Origin of the sequence: Paraliobacillus zengyii (assembly GCF_003268595.1) — a bacterium.
Taxonomy (GTDB): domain Bacteria; phylum Bacillota; class Bacilli; order Bacillales; family Amphibacillaceae; genus Paraliobacillus_A; species Paraliobacillus_A zengyii.
Genome location: NZ_CP029797.1, coordinates 2,724,338 through 2,742,597, shown reverse-complemented (window position 1 = coordinate 2,742,597; position 18,260 = coordinate 2,724,338). Strand labels below are relative to the sequence as shown.

Sequence of the window (18,260 nt, the reverse complement as noted above, 5' to 3'; positions counted from 1 at the left end):
GTATGAGTTTGATAGGAAGAAAAGTGAAAAAGAAGTATATATTTTTAGTTACCTTTTGTTTACTGATTTTCACTGTGTATCTCGGTTTAACTTTTGGAGCGGTACCTATCAGTTTGCAAGATATATGGCAGGTACTAGTTGCTAAAGCTGATGATAGATATGAAAGTATTATTATTGATTTAAGATTGCCTCGAATTATTATTGGTTTGTTGGTGGGGGCATGTTTGGCAACATCTGGTGCTCTATTACAAGGTGTAATGAAAAACCCCTTAGCTGATCCAGGAATTATTGGAGTGTCAGCAGGTGGTGGATTAATGGCGATTATTACGATGTTGATATTTCCGCAATATAGTTATTTATTACCGGTAATGGCGTTTATAGGAGCCTTTGCTACTACGATTGTAATCTATTTATTAGCATGGGAAAATGGCGCTTCTACTATCAAAATCATTTTGGCTGGAGTTGCAATGAATGCATTACTCGGAGCTGTTATGAATGGTGTGATGGTTATTTATAGTGATCGTGTTCAGTCTGTTATTTCATGGCTTTCAGGTGGATTGAATGGAAGGAGTTGGTATCATTTAGAATTTATGTATCCTTATGCAATTGTAGGTCTTTTGCTTAGCTTTTTTGCAATAAAGCCAATAAATATAATCTTACTAGGTGATGAGTCTGCTAAACTACTTGGTCAAAATGTAGAATTAATGCGATTATTATTAATTCTATTAGCTTCTTTTTTAGCGGGCATAGCTGTGAGTGTTTCCGGATTAATTGGCTTTGTAGGATTGGTTGTTCCACACTTCATCCGCTTATTAATAGGTGAAGATTATCGAATGTTACTACCTTTATCAATGTTAGGTGGGGCCATACTAGTGGTATTTGCTGATACGATAGCTCGAACCATGTTTGAACCAATTGAGTTACCCGTGGGCATTTTATTAGCTTGTATCGGTGCACCGTTCTTTCTATTCTTATTACGTCGAAAGCGGGTGATGTAATTGAAGTCGTTGGAAACAAAACAACTGCGCTTTAAACAAGGTAGTTTTGTTTTAAATGATATTAATGTCACCTTTCCAAAAGGTAAGATGACGGCAATTGTTGGTCCTAATGGATCAGGTAAGTCAACTTTATTAAAAATATTAGCAAAACTGTATAACGCTAATGAGGGTGAGGTTCTTCTTGATCAACTATCAGTTACTACTTATAAGCGAAAAATGTATGCAAAAAATGTGGCTATGTTATTACAAGTTAAAGAGACTTTACCAAATTTAACTGTTCATGAGCTGGTAGCATACGGTCGCTCTCCTTATCAAGGTTACAGATCTGAAAAAACAGATGATTTGTCTATTATAAAATGGGCATTGGAAGAAACGGGATTAACTAAACTGGAAGACAGACTATTTCATACGTTATCTGGTGGAGAACAACAGCGTGCTCGTATCGCAATGGCACTAGCGCAAAAAACGGATATTCTATTATTAGATGAACCGACAACATATCTTGATATTGCGCATCAATTAGAATTAATGGAACTACTTGTACGTATTAACACTACGCATAAGATAACCATTGTAATGGTACTTCATGAGATACAGTATGCAGCGGCCTATTGTAGTCATATCATTGCGATGAAAGAAGGTGAAGTAATTCGGTTTGGTTCACCAAAAAATGTAATTAATCAGAAATTTTTTCGAGATGTTTATCATATCCATGCAAAAATAAGATTTGAGGATAATTATCCTATTATAGTACCACTATCAAAAATAGAATAGAGGAGGATGTTTATTATGTTTATTGCAACAAATACTGTTCAGTTGAAAAATGGTCACGCAGAGGCGTTTGTAGAACGTTTCAACAAAGTTGGTAAGGTCGAAACAATGGAGGGATTCGTTGGGTTAGAGGTATTAGTAACAGAAAACACAAAAGAATATGAAGAGATCACGATTTTCACAAGATGGGAAAATAAAAAAGGGTTTCAAGGATGGATGAAGAGCGATGCGTTTAGAGAATCACATGCACACCGTGGAGGGGTTCCGGATTTCATAATAAAGAATAAGACCGCGTTTTATGAGGTTAAGGTTACGAGACAACCTATTAATGTTGGATAAAAGGTTTTTACATTATTCTTGACAAATGTTCATTTGTAACTAAGAATGTTACAAAGAGGTGAATAATGTGATTAATACGCGTCTTTCTGTTGCAATCCATATTATGTCTTTAATTGCAACGTATCCAAGGATATCTTCTACAGAGATTGCAACTAGTGTGACAACAAATCCAGTAGTAATAAGACGAATAAGCAGTGAGTTGAAAAAAGCTGCTTTAGTAACCGCACAAGTCGGAATTTCTGGTTTTTCTTTAACGAGGGACCCTAAGGATATTACCTTATTAGACATTTATAAGGCTGTTAATATAGAAAAAGAATTATTTTCGATTCATGAAAAACCTAACCCCGCATGTCCTGTCGGTAAAAAAATCCAAGGAACTTTAGATGTTACGTTTAAAAATGTTCAATTGGCAATGGAAAACGAACTAAATAATAAAACGCTTCAAGCAGTTATGGATGATCTCTTTATATAAAGAGATCATCTTTTTAGTGTACTTGATAATAAAAGAGACGGATTTAACTAATACTTAGATAATTAACAGACTATTATAATAGTCATTCTATTCATATTAGTTTTTGTACCAATAGTATTTGTTTTAAGTTAAATAAAAACGGGAACTTAATAATCTATTAATAGATTGACATTAGACTGACACATTTTAAAAGTATTATACTAGTTAATATTTAAAAAAGAGGAGCATTAAATTGAAAAAGATATCTAGGTTATCACTACTAATTCTAGTAGTAGTAGTAGTAGCGATTGCTTACATAGTAGTGAATGGTAACAATGAAAAAGTTAGTAATATGACTAACGCAGAAAGAGGCGATTTAGTAGAACAAAATAAAGCTGTAGATACAGAGGGTCTTGTTGTAAGTGTCTTAGAAGATGGGATTGAAGAACAAGAAGTGCTAGAGGAATCCTATTTAGAAATACTAGAAAATGAGGCATATACCGAAGAGAACATGTATGTGGTGAAAGACCCTTACGAGAATTCGCCATTAACAGCCTTAGCGTTATTTCAAACAGAAGAACCATCTAAAATAACGGTCACAGTTCCAGGATCAACAGATGCAACAACCATCACACATACTTATGATACGTATGAAACGAAACATGAGATTCCTATATTAGGTTTGCTACCAGACAGTATAAATGAAGTAAAGGTATCTGTAGAAACAGAAACAGGGAAAGTAACTGAACAAATGGTTTCTATTGAAACAGAAGTATTACCTGATTATATTGGAACAGTCGATATTGAAGAAGCAGATACAGAACAGATGGAGTTGGGCGATAGTTCCTTAACCTTTTTCATAGCAAGTACTAAATATTCTTATGCATTTGATTCAAATGGTGATGTTCGTTGGTATAATACGCGTTATAATAGTCATGTTCTTCATGAACTAGAAAATGGGCACATTTTATACCTAACTAAAGAAGATAATAGCTCTAGTACATATAATGAATTAGTTGAAATGGACTATCTCGGAAAATATTATAAGGCTTTTTACTTAAATTCAGAAACGGTTATTGGGGAAGCAGGTAGTGATGAGTCAACTATGATCCATCATGACGCAATTGAATTACCAAATGGGAACTATCTTTTAACCATTAATGGGGATAGTAATTATATTGAAGATGTTATGGTTGAGTTAGATAGTGAAACAGGTGAAATAGTTAAATCAATTGATTTAAAGGATCTATTACCTGAATCGTTTTATGAAGAATATGACGCCACAGAACGTGATGATGGTAAAATTGACTGGTTTCATCAAAATGCTGTAGTTTATGATGAATCAGATGATTCAATTATTGTTTCAAGTCGCAATCAAGATTTGATAATGAAAATTGATTATACTGCACAAACATTCACAAAGGATCAAATTGTTTGGATTCTTGCCGATGAAGAAGGTTGGCCAGAGGAATATCAAGATGTATTAATTGAAGGTATAGGTGATGATTTTAAATATAGTGCGGGTCAACATGCACCAGAAATATTACCAGATCAAGATAATCAATCTAATACAATAGATGTTTTACTTTACGACAATAATGTAGTTGTCACGCGTGGTAATGAAGAACTATCAGATAAATATAGCCGTGGCGTGGTGTATCGTATTGATGAAAATGGAAAGACGGCTGAAGAAATGTGGAGCTTTGGCGAAGAACTAGGAGAAGAATACTTCACTTATATTGTTGGTAGTGCGCGTTATATGGAAGTAACAGGAAACTATCTAATTGATTTTGGATATGTTAATGAAGATGAAAGAAGTGGAATCTTTGAAGTAAATCAGAATGGAGAAATCGTTTGGCATGCTGAAGTGTCTGAATTTCCTGAAGGGGCTCGTGCTTATCGTGCTGAACGGCTTGATCTATATAATAATTGGGAGTATTCATTAAGTAATTAATTAAGAGTAGCCAGTTAGGTTCAATTAAAACTATAAAACGCGTTTCGAAATGAATCTTATCATCTCGAAACGCGTTTTATTATCTAGTAAGGTTTAAAATTTTCTATATTCACTTTGGACACTGATCCATTTCTCTGTTGTAAATTTATCTAATGCCCAGCTTCCGCCAAATCTTCCTAGTCCAGAGTGCTTTTCACCACCAAATGCTACATGTGGTTCATCATTAACAGATTGATCATTTACGTGGATCATTCCTGTATGGACTTTTTTTGCTACTTCAAGACCGCGCCAGCGATCACTAGTAAAGACAGAGCCGCTTAAACCATATGGTGTACCGTTTGCAACCTGAATTGCTGCTTTTTCATTCTCTACTTTAATGATTACAGCAACAGGGCCAAAAATTTCATTTTTTGCCATTGTCATTTCATTTGTTACGTTTGCAAGTACAATTGGTTCCATTAAATTACCATTTACTTCACCAGAGGTCATAACTGTTGCGCCTTCTTCTTTGGTTTTTGCAACATCTTCTAGAATACGACTTACTTGACCATTATTAATTAGTGGTCCGATAAATGTATCTTCTTCATTCGGATCACCTGTTTTAAGTTGTTTGACTGCTGCAGTGAACTTTTCAACAAATTCATCGTGAACATTTTCATCAACAATGATTCGATTGATTGCCATACAAATCTGACCTTGATGAAGAAACTTACCAAAGACAGCTGCTTTTACAGCTTCGTCAATATTCGCATCATCCAAAACCATCATTGCGTTATTACCACCAAGTTCTAAAGCAGTATCTTTCAGGTCCTTACCTGCTAATTGTGCCAAATGACTACCTACTTCAGTAGAACCTGTGAAGGAAATAGTTGATGGAATAGGATTTGTTACAACTGAATCACCAATCACTGAACCTCTTCCAACAACAACGTTTACGACACCTTTTGGAAATCCTGCTTCTTCAAATAAGGAAGCGATTAGAAGACCTGATGTAATTGGTGTATCAGATGCTGGTTTGATTACTACGGTGTTACCTGCTGCAATTGCTGGCGCAACAGAACGTAATGTTAAATATAATGGGAAATTCCATGGACCAATAATACCAATTACGCCTTTGGGATTCCGATAAACGAAATTCTCCTTTCCAGGTGTATTAGATGGTAGTATCGTACCTGTCATTCGTGTTGGAAAAGAGAGAGCTTCTTTAATCACTTCGTAACAAATGCCATATTCCACATTTGCTTTAACTCGAGTACTACCGGATTCTTCTACTAACCAGTCAATAATTTCATCTTTACGTTTCTCCACTAATTGTAATAGGTTTAAAAAGTGTGATTGTTTTTCAGCAGGTGTAACCTCTTGCCAACTTTTTTGTGCGCTTTCAGCCGCTTGATACGCTTTATTTACATCCGACTCATCTGCTGAAGGGATCGTCATGATTTCTTTTTCTGTATATGGATTATAATTTTCAACAACCGCATCACTTGAACCCTTAATCCATTGTCCGTTAATAAATTGTTTTGTGAAATTTTCGTTAACCAATTATAAGCCTCCTAGTGTAATAGATTATATAGTAGTATTTCACTGTAATTGTCAGTATTAAACATTTTAATATAGAAAAGGCTAGAAGATTTACCCTCTAGCCCTTTCTTATTTCATATTTTTATGGATATAAGTTGTGATCTTTCTTAGTTCTGTTACAGATGGCCTTCCGAATGGACTTGTCTGTCTTTGTTGATAAAGCAAACGACCGTTTTCATCAACTAAAAAGTAAGCGGGTTCTCCGTGTGCACCGTGATCTTCATATGGTGCATTTTCCTTGTGATAGTGAACCTGATAATCTTTGATTGCCTGATGCTGTTCATCTGAAAGTACTGTAAAGCTGAATTTATGTTCTTTTGTCATGTCTGTTAAAGCATTTAAATTGTCAGTTGAGATCGTAATGATATGAATGTCTTTTTTGTTAAAGTAATCTTTTCCTTCTTCTAATGCATCCAACTCACTCATACATGCTGGACACCATGAGCCACGGAAAAAGATAATTAAATACCAATCTTCTTTTTGTTTGCGCTGTTCCTCAAAATTATATTCCTCACCTGTTGCAGTAGGAAGAATTAGATTAGGAACAGTTTTTCCAAGTTCAAATTCTGACATTGAATACTCCTCCTTTATTAAATTCCTTCCCTGAAAAAGGGAAAGCTAAAAGTTTATTTTGGAATTTTCATTAATCTTTCCATTCTAGAATGCCTTGTAAATTTTGATAAATACTATTTGGTTCAAGGTTTAATTCTTCTACAGGTAAATTCTTGCGATTTATCCAGGCTGTCTGGAATCCATAGTTTTTCGCTCCAGAAATGTCCCAACCATTAGAAGACATAAATAATACTTCTTCACGTTGTACACCAAGTTGTTGTAAAGCATAATCATAGGAAGCAACCGTAGGCTTAAATTGTTTTATCTCATCTACACTGATGAGTTGATGAATAAGACTGGAGATTTCCGATTCCTTAATTAACGGGTCTAACATATCGTGCGAACCATTTGAGAAAACGGCAATTTTTTTATTTTGTATTTGTGATAGTATCTCTTTTACTTCTGGATAGGTTACAAGATGTAAGTAGCTATTAATTAATTCTTTTTCTGAGTTTTGATCAAGTTGTTCACCGTGTTGCTTTACTGCATAACGTAGTGCTTCTTTTGTAACGGTGAGGAAAGTTTGATAATTCCCCATTAATTGGTGTAAGTTTGAATATTGTATTTGCTTTTCTCTCCAAGTTTTACTGATTTCAGTACCTTTTCCAGGATACATTTTTTCGCAATTGTCGCCAACTGAATGAACATCAAACAGTGTACCGTAGACATCGAAGACGAACGCTTTAATAGATTGTTGTGGCATCTATAATCTCTCCTTATGAATTATAATTGAATGAAATTTAGTAACGACTAATGAAATGAATATTTTCTCTGTGCACCCATCACTTACTATTCCCTAATTCAATTGTTTTCTAACTTCTAAGAATGATGAAATAAAAATAAGTAGAAGCCAGTTTAATCTGACTTCTACTTATTATAGTCTTTCACCTTTTTTTAGTTTTTCAATAAATTCGTCTAAATCATCCCTTTTAATGCGCCAATGTCTACCAATTTTAAAGCCAGGGAGTTTTCCTTCTTGTACAAGTTTATATGTAGTCATTTCACTCAGTTGCAAGTATTCTGCAACTTGTGCGATTGTCATGATTTCTTTCTCCATATGGCCGCCCCCATTAATCAACATAAAGCTATCATATCATAATAATGTTTAGTTTTGAAAATAACGGTATTTAATTATACTCAATTATACTCAAATATATTTAAACGTATTTGTTTAAAAACTATATATATGAAGAAAAACTAAGAATATAGAAGTATATTAATAATGTATGCGTTTTATTGAGATTTTGAGCATTTAAAAGAATATGATATGATTCATTTTGTTCAAAACGAATCGGATTGTTCAAATCGGACAAAATATAATTACTAAAAGAGGTGTTAAATTGAACATTCAAAAAATAAAACAAGAATGGTTTGGTAATGTAAGAGGTGATGTGCTAGCTGGTATTGTTGTTGCGTTAGCACTTATACCAGAAGCGATTGCCTTCTCTATTATTGCTGGTGTAGATCCAATGGTTGGACTTTATGCCGCATTTTGTATTGCAGTAGTAATTGCATTTATCGGTGGCCGTCCAGGAATGATTTCTGGTGCTACTGGTGCGATGGCTTTACTAATGATTACATTAGTCGCAGATCACGGTTTACAATATTTATTTGCTGCTACAATTTTAACAGGAGTACTCCAAATCTTATTTGGTGTTTTTAAACTAGCGAGTTTTATAAAATTTGTGCCTCGTTCTGTTATGGTTGGGTTTGTTAATGCACTTGCTATTATGATTTTCACCGCACAGTTTCAACATTTCGAAGGTGAAACGTGGGTTATGTACACGCTCGTTGCAGTTACGTTAGCTATTATTTATTTATTTCCGCGAATTACAAATGTAGTGCCATCAACTCTGGTGGCAATTATTGCTGTTACAGCATTTGTTGTCTTTATGAATGTTGATATTAGAGCAGTAGGTGATTTAGGAAATCTAACACGCCAATTGCCAGTTTTCTTAATTCCATCTATACCGCTTAATTTTGAAACATTAATGATTATATTTCCTTATTCATTGTCACTTGCAATTGTCGGTTTACTTGAGTCATTATTAACTGCAAATATTGTCGATGACATGACAGACACACCAAGTAATAAAAATAAAGAAAGTCGTGGACAGGGAATTGCCAATATCGTAACGGGATTCTTTGGTGGAATGGCAGGTTGCGCAATGATTGGACAGTCTGTTATCAATGTCAAATCAGGTGGAAGTGGTAGATTATCTTCCCTTGTTGCTGGTGTATTCTTAATGTTCTTGATTATTGTACTTGGTGGGGTCGTTGTACAAATCCCAATGGCAGCATTAGCTGGTGTCATGATCATGGTCTCTATTAGTACATTCGATTGGTCCTCATTACAAAATATTCATAAGATACCGAGAACAGATGCATTAGTTATGGTTGTAACTGTTGTAACTGTTGTTATAACCCATGATTTATCTATTGGTGTTATGGCGGGTGTATTATTAAGTGCTATTTTCTTTGCTGCAAAAATTTCTAAGGTGAAAGTGAAGAAAATCGTAGAAGTAGAAGGCACAAAACATGTGTATAAAATTTATGGCCAAATCTTTTTTGCTTCTGTAAATGATCTAATCGACAAGTTTGATTATACAGATGATATAGAAGAGATTGAAATTGATTTATCTAACTCACATCTTTGGGATGATTCAGCAATAGGTGCTTTAGATAAGATAGAGACAAAATTTGAACAAAACCATGTTAAAGTGATTTATTCAGGTTTAAATGAAGAAAGCGAATCGCTTAAAAATAAAATTGGTGGCTTGTCAAAAGCTTCCGGACATTAAAAGATTATTCAACAAATTAAATGTGAAGAGGTGGCTATATTGTTTTCTAAACTACTACTTGCAACAGATGGTTCAGAGCATTCTATTCGTTCAGCTGATTACGCGGTACAACTTGCGCAACAGTTTAATGCAACTGTAGATGTTGTTTATGTAATTGACGAAAAAAAATCAAAATCAGATGTTCTTCACCATGTCGATAAGTATGAACTGAAAATAGAAAGACAAGAGAAAATAAAGCCTGTATTAGCACTTTTGGATAAAGAGAAAATTGACTATGAAGTTCACTTTACTCATGGAGAACCAGCACCAAGTATTATTGAGTTTGCTGAAAGTAATCAATCAGATTGTGTTATCGTGGGAAGTAGAGGACGTAATAAAGTACAAACAATGATTCTAGGTAGTGTCAGTCACAAAGTCGCAAAACATGCACATTGCCCAGTGTTGATCATTAAATAAAAACAAGGTGTTCGCAGAAAGGCGAACATCTTGTTTTTTTGTGTGTACTTGTTAGGCTTATAGAGTATATAAAAAGAACTTTTAGTTAGGAGTGATAGTATTCCTTATATTTTCCTTATTTTTGTAGTTATATTTTTTGCGGGAAATATTTTAATAGGGAAAGCAATTAATGACTTAGCACCGTTTACGATTGCTTTCTTTCGGTTATTTGTGGCATTTTTAGTTGTTTTGCCAGTTGGTTTAAAATCAGCGTGGAACAACAGGGAACTATTTTTAAAATATAAAAAACCTTTCATTATAATGAGTTTGACAGGTGTAACGTTTTTTAATATGTTTATCTATGCTTCGTTACAGTTTACCACTGCTTCTAATGTGTCTGTGTTAGAGACGGTTATTCCGGTGATAACCATTTTATTAAGTGCTTGGTTGTTAAAAGAAAGATTGCGAAAAATACAGTGGGCAGGTGTTATTTTATCTGTTTTTGGAGCAGTTTGGGTTGTACTTAATGGAGAAGTCTTGCAAATAACGACGATTAATTGGAATATCGGTGATTTTATTATGGTTGGGGCTATCCTTTGTTGGGCGGTATATTCGATCTATGTAAAGCAATACATGCACTTTTTTCCTTCCATTGCTGGACTGCTTGTGATGACAAGTATTTCACTTATAGTATTATTTCCTCTGGTCATGATGGAGTGGTTATTCTTAGGTGTACCAGATCTATTCCAAAGTGAGTATGTCGTTAGTTTATTATATTTAGGTATATTCCCAAGTTTAATTGCGTTACTATTATATAATCATGCCGTACAAAAATTAGGCGCATCTAAGGCGTCATTATTTCTAAATTTCTTACCAGTCATTACAATGCTCGGTGCGTATCTTTGGTTAGGTGAATCGATTACGCTCATACAAATAGGTGGTGCATTGCTTGTAATAGTAGGTGTAATTATTACAACACAAGTAAACTACAAATCCGTTTAAGAAAAAGAGATGCATAGCTTCTTTCATAGCACAATTATTGCTATAATAAGATTATTATTATAAAAGGGAAGGGAAGCATGTGAAAAAAGAAATTCATGTAAAAGGTGTAACAATTGGTTCAGGTAATCCAAAGATTTGTGTGTCATTAATAGAAAATTCAGCGGATAGATTGGTTGAGGAAGCAAAGGCTTTGCGCACACTTGAAATTGATTTAGTTGAGTGGCGTGTTGACTTTTTCAAAGATGTTGGTAATGTAAAGTTAGTAAAAGAAGCGCTTGAAGAAATTCGTCACGTTCTCCCAAATACACCATTAATTTTCACTTTTCGCACAGAAAGTGAAGGGGGAGAAAAGCAAGATCAATTAGTTGATTATTTTCAGCTAAATAAAGAAATCATCGAAACAAATATGTTAGATATGATAGATATTGAACTTTCTACAAACAAAGAAAAAAGACAAGCACTTATAGAATGTGCACATGCTAATCATATATCTGTAATTGTATCTAATCATGACTTTGATAAGACGCCTTCGAAGGATGAAATTATCTCTCGATTATGTCTTGCAGAAGAAATAAATGCTGATGTAGCGAAGATTGCTGTCATGCCACGTAGTCCTAGAGATGTTATAACATTGTTAGACGCAACAGAAACAATGTATCGGTCATATGCAAAAGGGCCAATTATCACGATGTCAATGGGGAGTATAGGTGTTATTAGCCGTATGGCTGGTGGGATTTTTGGTTCGGCAGTTACTTTTGCTGCTGCAGAGCAAGCATCAGCCCCTGGCCAACTAGCTGTTTCAGACTTGGTACAAATCTTAAATAAATTATAGTAATCAAAAAAGAGATCTATTAGATCTCTTTTTTGATTACTATAATTTATGAATCTAGCAAAAATGACACAAATTGAAATATAATTGTAATGTTCATATAACACTACTGTTACTTCAAGATGTTATACTGACGTTGCTGGAAAATTCACAGCGCAAATTTAAGTCTTTAAAACTATATATATACCTATAACCTACATAGAAGAATAGTAAACATAAATACTAAAAAAAATTGTAAATAGAAAGAGAGTGTGGAAGCATTGAATAATAAAAAAATCTTAGTTGGTATGACATTAACATTTGGTTTAATAATATCCTTTCCAGTAGAAAAAGAATTGGTCTATGCTGAAACACAAAATGTGATTGAAGAAAATCGTGCGGAAATTCAATCTGAATTAGAAGATAAGAAACAAGATTTACAAGATGTGCAAGCTGAATTAATAGCTTTAAATGAAGATATTGCACGTGTTGATGAAACAATAGAAGAGAATGAAAACAAAATTAAAGAAACAGAAGTTGAGATAGAAACAAAACAAGAAGAATTAAAGATAAAAGAACAAGAAGTGAAGGAATTAGAAGAAGATATTGACAAACGTTTTGAAATCTTGAAGGATCGTGCATCATCTTTACAAAAATCTGGAGGTTCTGCTGGTTATCTTGAAGTGATTTTTGGTTCAGAAAGTTTCACTGATTTTATTGATCGTGTTTCATTAGTAAGTAAAATCGCTAAAGCCGACAGTAATTTAATTGATCAGTTTGAAGCGGACAAAGAAGAATTAGAGGTACAAAAAGCTAAAGTTGAAGAAGAGTTAGCAGAATTATCTGCAATGCAAGAAGAATTAACATTAATGCAAGCACAGATTTTAGAACAAAAAGAAGAAAATGAAGCAAAAAAAGAGACTTTAAATGAAAAAGAAAAGGCTAGTCAATCTATAATTGCTGAACTAGAATTAGAAGACAGTGAATTGGCACAGTTAGAGGAACAAGCTAAAGCACAAGCAGAAGAAGCAAACAGTCAAGTAATTGAACAGTACGCAGCGACAACAAGTACTTCTAGTAGTTCAAGCAGTTCAAATTCTTCAACATCTACAACGTCGTCAACAGTAACTGTTAAATCTAGTGGAAATGCAAGTAGCATCATGTCTGCTGGTTATAAATATATCGGAAACTCTGCATATAAATTTGGTGGAGGACGTACTTCTTCTGATATAGCAAATGGTTTGTTTGATTGTTCAGGATTTGTTTCATGGGCTTTTGCACAAGGTGGAATAAGTGTACCAGCTAGTACTAGTGGATTAAGCGGAGTTGGACAAAAGGTTTCAACTAGTGACATGCAACCTGGAGATCTTGTGTTTTTCAATACATACAAGACAAACGGTCATGTCGGAATATATCTAGGTGGTAATCAATTTATTGGTTCACAGTCATCTACAGGTGTTGCAGTGGCAAATATGGGTAGCGGATACTGGGCAGATAAATTCAGTGGTCATGTTCGCAGAGTTAATTAATACATTCATTTAAGTGGCATAGAAGCTCACTTTATCAAAAGTTCGATGTAACGTTCATAACCTTACATCGGGCTTTTTTCTTATATTATGTCAATTATGTCTATATTATGGATAGATATATAAGAAAGGAGAAACAATTTGGTGGAACAATCATTCGATACTAATTTAATTAAAAATATAGAAGTGAAAAATGCTGCTGAATTTAGTGGATATCATGTTTATTTTACGATCAACGATCAGAAATTCCAATTGTTAGTGGGGGCTGGTGAACGTCTGTTTGTTCTTAATATTAAACATGTATTTGAAGAAAAAGCTGCATGCAAACTATGTTCAAGAATAATATTACCTACACCTATTGGTCATCAATGGTGTAAGTTTTTAAAAGAACAAAAAGAAGTGTTACTTTCATTTTTTGAAAGTCAAATAAAACTTTATCAGAAATAAAAGTAAAGCCAGAAGGCACTTGTAAGTGCTTTCTGGCTTTATGATTGCTTAATTATGTGTGTGATAAGCTTTAGTTAAATTATTTGTAATTTCTTCTAGTTCATAACCTTCAATTTCGTCCCTCGGAATAAAATGAGCAACTTTTCCATCTTTCATTAGAGCAATAGAAGGAGAAGATGGCTGGATACCTGTAAAGTATTCACGCATTTTTTCGGTTGCTTCTTTATCCTGTCCAGCAAAAACAGTGACAAGGTGGTCAGGCTCTACACCATGTGACAAGGCATCTATCACAGCAGGTCTAGCTAATCCTGCAGCACAACCACAAACAGAGTTGACAACTACTAAACTTGTACCTGTCGAAGTCTTTACAAATGTATCTACTTCCTCTGGAGTTGTAAGTTCCATAAACCCAGCAGATGTTAATTCACTTCGCATTGGTTGTGTAATTTCTTTCATATATTCTTCATATGCATTCATTCTATGCACTCCTTACTAAAAGTTTAAGTAACACTTCATTTATTTTAGCACAGTTAAACCAAATCCAAAAATCAGAATAACAAATAATGGCTTAAAATATGAAAAAGATATTGACAGCGAAGTGTAACATGTTAAGATAGTAAGTAATCTAATTGATAATGAATATCATTATTGTTTAATTCTTCTGTAAAGGAATTTTTTATGAAAAAAAGATACTTGATTATTCTACTAATTCTATTATCTATTCTATCCTTATTTATTGGAGTAGTTAATTTAACGCCAGGAGATTTGTTTCACTTAACAGAAAGTCAGTCACAAATAATATGGATTAGCCGATTTCCACGATTAATCAGTATTATAATTGCAGGAGTTAGCATGAGTATTTGTGGATTAATCATGCAACAATTGAGTCGAAATAAATTTGTTTCACCAACAACTGCTGGAACAATGGACTCTGCAAGATTTGGTATTTTAGTATCTATGTTGTTATTTTCAACTGCATCACCTATTCAAAAAATGTTAGTTGCATTTGTTTTTGCATTAGCTGGAACATTTATCTTTATGAAAATTTTAGATAAGGTGAAATTCAAAGACCCGATATTTATTCCTTTAGTGGGATTGATGTTTGGTAGTGTCATAAGTTCAATAACGACGTTTTTTGCTTATAAAAATGATTTAATTCAAAATATGTCTTCTTGGTTACAAGGTAATTTTGCGCTGATCATTCAAGGGAGTTATGAAATGCTCTACATAAGTATACCATTGGTTGTTCTCGCATATATCTATGCAAATCGTTTTACAATAGCAGGAATGGGCGAAGACTTTTCTACGAATCTCGGAATGAATCATAAGAAAATTGTGAATATAGGGCTTGTAATTGTAGCGTTAATGACCTCTGTTGTTATCATAACGGTTGGAATGATTCCATTCTTAGGTTTGATCGTACCGAATATTGTAACGCTATATAAAGGTGATAATCTGAAGAATAGCTTGCCACATACTGCATTATTAGGTGCCATATTTGTATTGGTTTGTGACATTATTGGAAGAACTATTATCTTCCCTTATGAAATTGCAATTGGTGTCACCGTAGGCGTTATTGGTAGTGGACTATTTCTTTATTTGGTAATGAGGAGAAAGGTTTATGAGTAATAAAATTAAAATGCTTCTTTTAGCTTCAGGCGCAGTAGTACTTGTGCTCATTTACATATTTATTGGTATAACAGGAAACTGGGATTATATTTTACCGAGAAGAGCAACTCGCATTTTAGCAATTGTTATTACAGGTGCTGTGATCGCCTTGTCAACTATAATATTTCAAACAATCACAAATAACCGAATCTTAACACCTAGTTTAATCGGTTTGGATTCATTGTATCTATTAATTCAGACATTTATTATTTTTGTTTATGGTTCTACTAGTGTTACGGCTCTAGATAAAAATTTGAATTTCTTTATCGCAATTGGATTTATGATTGCTTTTGCACTGTTTCTATTCCAAATATTATTTAAGAAAGGCCGTAATATATATCTTCTACTTTTAATAGGTTTAATATTTGGTACTTTTTTTCAAAGTTTATCATCGTTTATGCAAGTATTAATAGATCCGAATGAATTCTTTATTGTGCAAAATAAAATGTTTGCAAGTTTTAATAATGTCGATACAGATCTATTATATTTATCTATTGGAATACTTTTTATCACTTGCCTTTATCTAGCCAAATATGTGAAATATCTAGATGTTTTATCTCTTGGTAAAGAACAAGCGATTAACTTAGGATTAGACTATGATTTTATTGTCAAACGCCTAATGATTGTAATTGCAATTTTAGTGTCAGTAGCAACCGCACTTGTCGGACCAATCATGTTTCTCGGTATCTTAGTTGCGAATGTTACGAAAGAGATGTTCAAAACCTACCGACATACCTATCTAATCCCTGGTTCCATTTTAGTTAGTATTATTGCATTAGTTGGCGGGCAATTAATAGTTGATAGAATCTTTACATTCTCTACAACATTAAGTGTAATCATTAATTTTATAGGTGGAATCTATTTTCTATATCTTATATTAAAGGAGAATAAAACATGGTAGAAATAAAAGAAGTTGCAAAAAAATATGGCGATTCGTTTGTTGTTGATCATGTTTCTATGAATATCCCTAAAGGGAAAATCACCTCCTTTATTGGTCCGAATGGGGCAGGAAAAAGTACACTTTTATCAATGATGAGTCGTCTAATTGCTAAAGATCACGGTGAAGTTTTAGTCGATGATGAAGAAATCACGCAGACGAAAAATAATGAGTTAGCGAAAAAAATATCTATTTTAAAACAATCTAATCATATAACTGTTCGCTTAACAGTCAGAGAACTAGTAAGCTTTGGCCGTTTTCCTTACTCACAAGGAAGATTGACGAAGGAAGATACCATTATGATTAATGAATCAATCGCTTATATGGAATTGGAAACGATGGAAAATAAATTCATTGATGAATTAAGTGGTGGGCAGCAGCAACGTGCATATATTGCCATGATTATTGCCCAGGACACTGACTATATCTTATTAGATGAACCTTTAAATAATCTTGATATGAAACACTCTGTTCAAATTATGAAAGTATTACGAAGATTAGCAGATGAATTAGGTAAAACAGTTATTATAGTTATTCATGATGTTAATTTCGCTTCCGTTTATTCGGATTATATAGTTGCCTTAAAAGACGGAAAAGTCGTTAAACAAGGTGCAAAAAATGAAATTATTAAGCAAAGTGTTTTAAAAGAGGTTTATGACATGGATATTCAAATTCAAGATATTGATCAATGTCGTATCTGCCTTTATTTTGCGTGAGTAGTGACGTCCACGCAATCTTAGCTAATATGTTTTAAATCATGGTGAAGTTGTGTCTATAATGCTGGGAGTCTGGATTTCTATTTGGATAGCTGGGCCCAAGAAATAAGCAAATCTTAATAGGAAGCAATCACAGATAGTTAGACCAATTATCATCTGTTTAAATAAATTTTAAGAAAATAGGAGTGAAGAAATGAAAAAACTTGCATTGTTATTACTTATGTTGCTTTTCGCACTAGTTGCAGTAGCTTGTGGTTCTGAGAGCGACGAAGCAACAGCAACAGATGATATAGAAGAAGAACAAACAGAAGAAGAGGTAGAAGAAGTTGAGGCTCCCACTGAGATAGAGGTTGAGCATGAACTTGGCACTACTACTGTCCCTGTAAATCCAGAAAAGGTTGTTGTATTTGATTTTGGTACATTAGATAGCCTTGACAAGTTAGGTGTAGATGTTACAGCAGTGGCACAAGAAAGCTTACCGTCATATCTATCAAGCTATGAAGATAGTGCTTATGAAAATGCTGGTACACTATTTGAACCGGATTTTGAAAAACTAGCTGAAATTGATCCAGATTTAATTATAATTTCTGGTCGTACATCAGAAGTATATGATGATTTATCAGAATTAGCTCCAACGATTTATATGGGTGTAGATACTACACGCTATATGGAGTCATTTGAAGAAAATGTTACACTATTAGGTGAAATTTTCACGAAACAAGAAGAAGCTAGTGCTGCATTTGAAGAAATTGAAACAGAAATAGCAGATTTAAAAGAATCCATTCCAACAGATAAGACAGGACTTATTGTTCTAACAAATGATGGTAGTCTTAATGCATATGGACCTGGTTCACGTTTTGGAATAATTCATGATGTATTTGGTGTTACTCCTGCTGATGAAGAAATTGAAAGTTCAACACACGGTCAAAATATAAGTTTTGAGTATGTTTCTGAAACAAATCCAGATTATATATTTGCTGTAGATCGAAACCAAGTTACCGGTGGCGATTACACTGCTGAAAGTGCGCTAGATAATGAATTGGTTAATTCAACTAACGCAGCACAAGAAGACCATATTGTTCTTCTAAGCCCTGATTATTGGTATCTTTCTGGTGGCGGTCTAATATCTGTAGCTGAAATGGTTAATGAAATTGCTGCAGGAATAGAATAAGCTTTATAAATAAGTAGATTAATAGTAAAAGAGGTGGTTAATA

The 18,260-nt window shown here is 33.8% G+C and carries 20 protein-coding genes; 15 read left to right on the top strand and 5 right to left on the bottom strand.

Annotation, left to right across the window (positions count from 1 at the left end):
• Positions 1–2: 2 nt before the first annotated feature.
• From DM447_RS13940 to DM447_RS13925, 5 genes are all read left to right on the top strand, one after another.
• Positions 3–998 carry a FecCD family ABC transporter permease gene (locus DM447_RS13940; protein WP_112181796.1) on the top strand — a complete coding sequence of 332 codons (996 nt, stop codon included), beginning with the start codon at positions 3–5 and terminating at the stop codon, positions 996–998.
• Entirely contained in the window at positions 999–1,772 is a 774-nt protein-coding gene (locus DM447_RS13935; protein WP_232824117.1) for an ABC transporter ATP-binding protein, read from the top strand.
• 15 nt (positions 1,773–1,787) lie between these two features.
• Complete coding sequence (gene isdG / locus DM447_RS18580) at positions 1,788–2,108, top strand: heme oxygenase (protein WP_232824116.1); 321 nt, start codon at positions 1,788–1,790, stop codon at positions 2,106–2,108.
• Between the two features lie 67 nt (positions 2,109–2,175).
• Entirely contained in the window at positions 2,176–2,580 is a 405-nt protein-coding gene (locus DM447_RS13930) for an Rrf2 family transcriptional regulator (RefSeq protein ID WP_112181795.1), read from the top strand.
• 232 nt (positions 2,581–2,812) lie between these two features.
• On the top strand, positions 2,813–4,513 hold the full coding sequence (locus tag DM447_RS13925; protein WP_241964529.1) for an aryl-sulfate sulfotransferase: 1,701 nt from the start codon (positions 2,813–2,815) through the stop codon (positions 4,511–4,513).
• A 93-nt stretch (positions 4,514–4,606) separates the two neighbouring features.
• On the opposite strand, the gene DM447_RS13920 is transcribed toward DM447_RS13925, so the two are convergent.
• From DM447_RS13920 to DM447_RS13905, 4 genes are all read right to left on the bottom strand, one after another.
• Positions 4,607–6,055 carry an aldehyde dehydrogenase family protein gene (locus tag DM447_RS13920; RefSeq protein ID WP_112181794.1) on the bottom strand — a complete coding sequence of 483 codons (1,449 nt, stop codon included), beginning with the start codon at positions 6,053–6,055 and terminating at the stop codon, positions 4,607–4,609.
• A gap of 108 nt (positions 6,056–6,163) precedes the next feature.
• Positions 6,164–6,667: a peroxiredoxin family protein gene (locus tag DM447_RS13915; RefSeq protein WP_112181793.1), complete on the bottom strand. Its 504-nt coding sequence runs from the start codon at positions 6,665–6,667 to the stop codon at positions 6,164–6,166.
• Between the two features lie 70 nt (positions 6,668–6,737).
• A complete protein-coding gene (locus tag DM447_RS13910) occupies positions 6,738–7,409 on the bottom strand; it encodes a haloacid dehalogenase type II (RefSeq protein ID WP_112181792.1) in 672 nt (223 codons plus the stop codon).
• Between the two features lie 171 nt (positions 7,410–7,580).
• Entirely contained in the window at positions 7,581–7,763 is a 183-nt protein-coding gene (locus tag DM447_RS13905; RefSeq protein WP_112181791.1) for a helix-turn-helix domain-containing protein, read from the bottom strand.
• A gap of 283 nt (positions 7,764–8,046) precedes the next feature.
• Between DM447_RS13905 and DM447_RS13900 the strand changes: the two genes are divergently transcribed.
• The 6 genes from DM447_RS13900 to DM447_RS13875 all read left to right on the top strand — a co-directional run bounded on the left by DM447_RS13900 (position 8,047) and on the right by DM447_RS13875 (position 13,725).
• Entirely contained in the window at positions 8,047–9,507 is a 1,461-nt protein-coding gene (locus tag DM447_RS13900) for a SulP family inorganic anion transporter (RefSeq protein ID WP_112181790.1), read from the top strand.
• A gap of 39 nt (positions 9,508–9,546) precedes the next feature.
• On the top strand, positions 9,547–9,963 hold the full coding sequence (locus DM447_RS13895; protein ID WP_112181789.1) for a universal stress protein: 417 nt from the start codon (positions 9,547–9,549) through the stop codon (positions 9,961–9,963).
• 99 nt (positions 9,964–10,062) lie between these two features.
• Positions 10,063–10,944: a DMT family transporter gene (locus DM447_RS13890; protein ID WP_112181788.1), complete on the top strand. Its 882-nt coding sequence runs from the start codon at positions 10,063–10,065 to the stop codon at positions 10,942–10,944.
• A gap of 79 nt (positions 10,945–11,023) precedes the next feature.
• A complete protein-coding gene (gene aroD, locus DM447_RS13885) occupies positions 11,024–11,776 on the top strand; it encodes a type I 3-dehydroquinate dehydratase (protein WP_112181787.1) in 753 nt (250 codons plus the stop codon).
• Between the two features lie 257 nt (positions 11,777–12,033).
• Entirely contained in the window at positions 12,034–13,281 is a 1,248-nt protein-coding gene (locus DM447_RS13880; protein WP_422385902.1) for a coiled-coil domain-containing protein, read from the top strand.
• Positions 13,282–13,422: 141 nt separating this feature from the next.
• Positions 13,423–13,725: a hypothetical protein gene (locus DM447_RS13875; RefSeq protein ID WP_112181785.1), complete on the top strand. Its 303-nt coding sequence runs from the start codon at positions 13,423–13,425 to the stop codon at positions 13,723–13,725.
• Positions 13,726–13,773: 48 nt separating this feature from the next.
• On the opposite strand, the gene DM447_RS13870 is transcribed toward DM447_RS13875, so the two are convergent.
• Complete coding sequence (locus DM447_RS13870; protein WP_112181784.1) at positions 13,774–14,202, bottom strand: BrxA/BrxB family bacilliredoxin; 429 nt, start codon at positions 14,200–14,202, stop codon at positions 13,774–13,776.
• A 201-nt stretch (positions 14,203–14,403) separates the two neighbouring features.
• Here DM447_RS13870 and DM447_RS13865 point away from each other — a divergent pair, with 201 nt between their 5' ends.
• The 4 genes from DM447_RS13865 (at position 14,404) to DM447_RS13850 (ending at position 18,217) form a co-directional block, all read left to right on the top strand.
• Positions 14,404–15,354: an ABC transporter permease gene (locus DM447_RS13865; RefSeq protein WP_112181783.1), complete on the top strand. Its 951-nt coding sequence runs from the start codon at positions 14,404–14,406 to the stop codon at positions 15,352–15,354.
• Positions 15,347–16,294 (top strand): iron chelate uptake ABC transporter family permease subunit, encoded by a 948-nt coding sequence (locus DM447_RS13860; RefSeq protein ID WP_112181782.1) that lies wholly within the window; start codon positions 15,347–15,349, stop codon positions 16,292–16,294. The genes DM447_RS13865 and DM447_RS13860 overlap by 8 nt, the downstream gene beginning before the upstream one ends.
• The gene (locus tag DM447_RS13855; RefSeq protein WP_112181781.1) at positions 16,288–17,046 is read left to right on the top strand and encodes an iron ABC transporter ATP-binding protein; all 759 of its coding nucleotides are present in this window, start codon (positions 16,288–16,290) and stop codon (positions 17,044–17,046) included. Before DM447_RS13860 ends, DM447_RS13855 begins: the two co-directional genes overlap by 7 nt.
• A 193-nt stretch (positions 17,047–17,239) precedes the next feature.
• Positions 17,240–18,217, top strand: coding sequence for a siderophore ABC transporter substrate-binding protein (locus DM447_RS13850; protein ID WP_112181780.1), 978 nt, complete (start codon positions 17,240–17,242; stop codon positions 18,215–18,217).
• Positions 18,218–18,260: the final 43 nt, after the last annotated feature.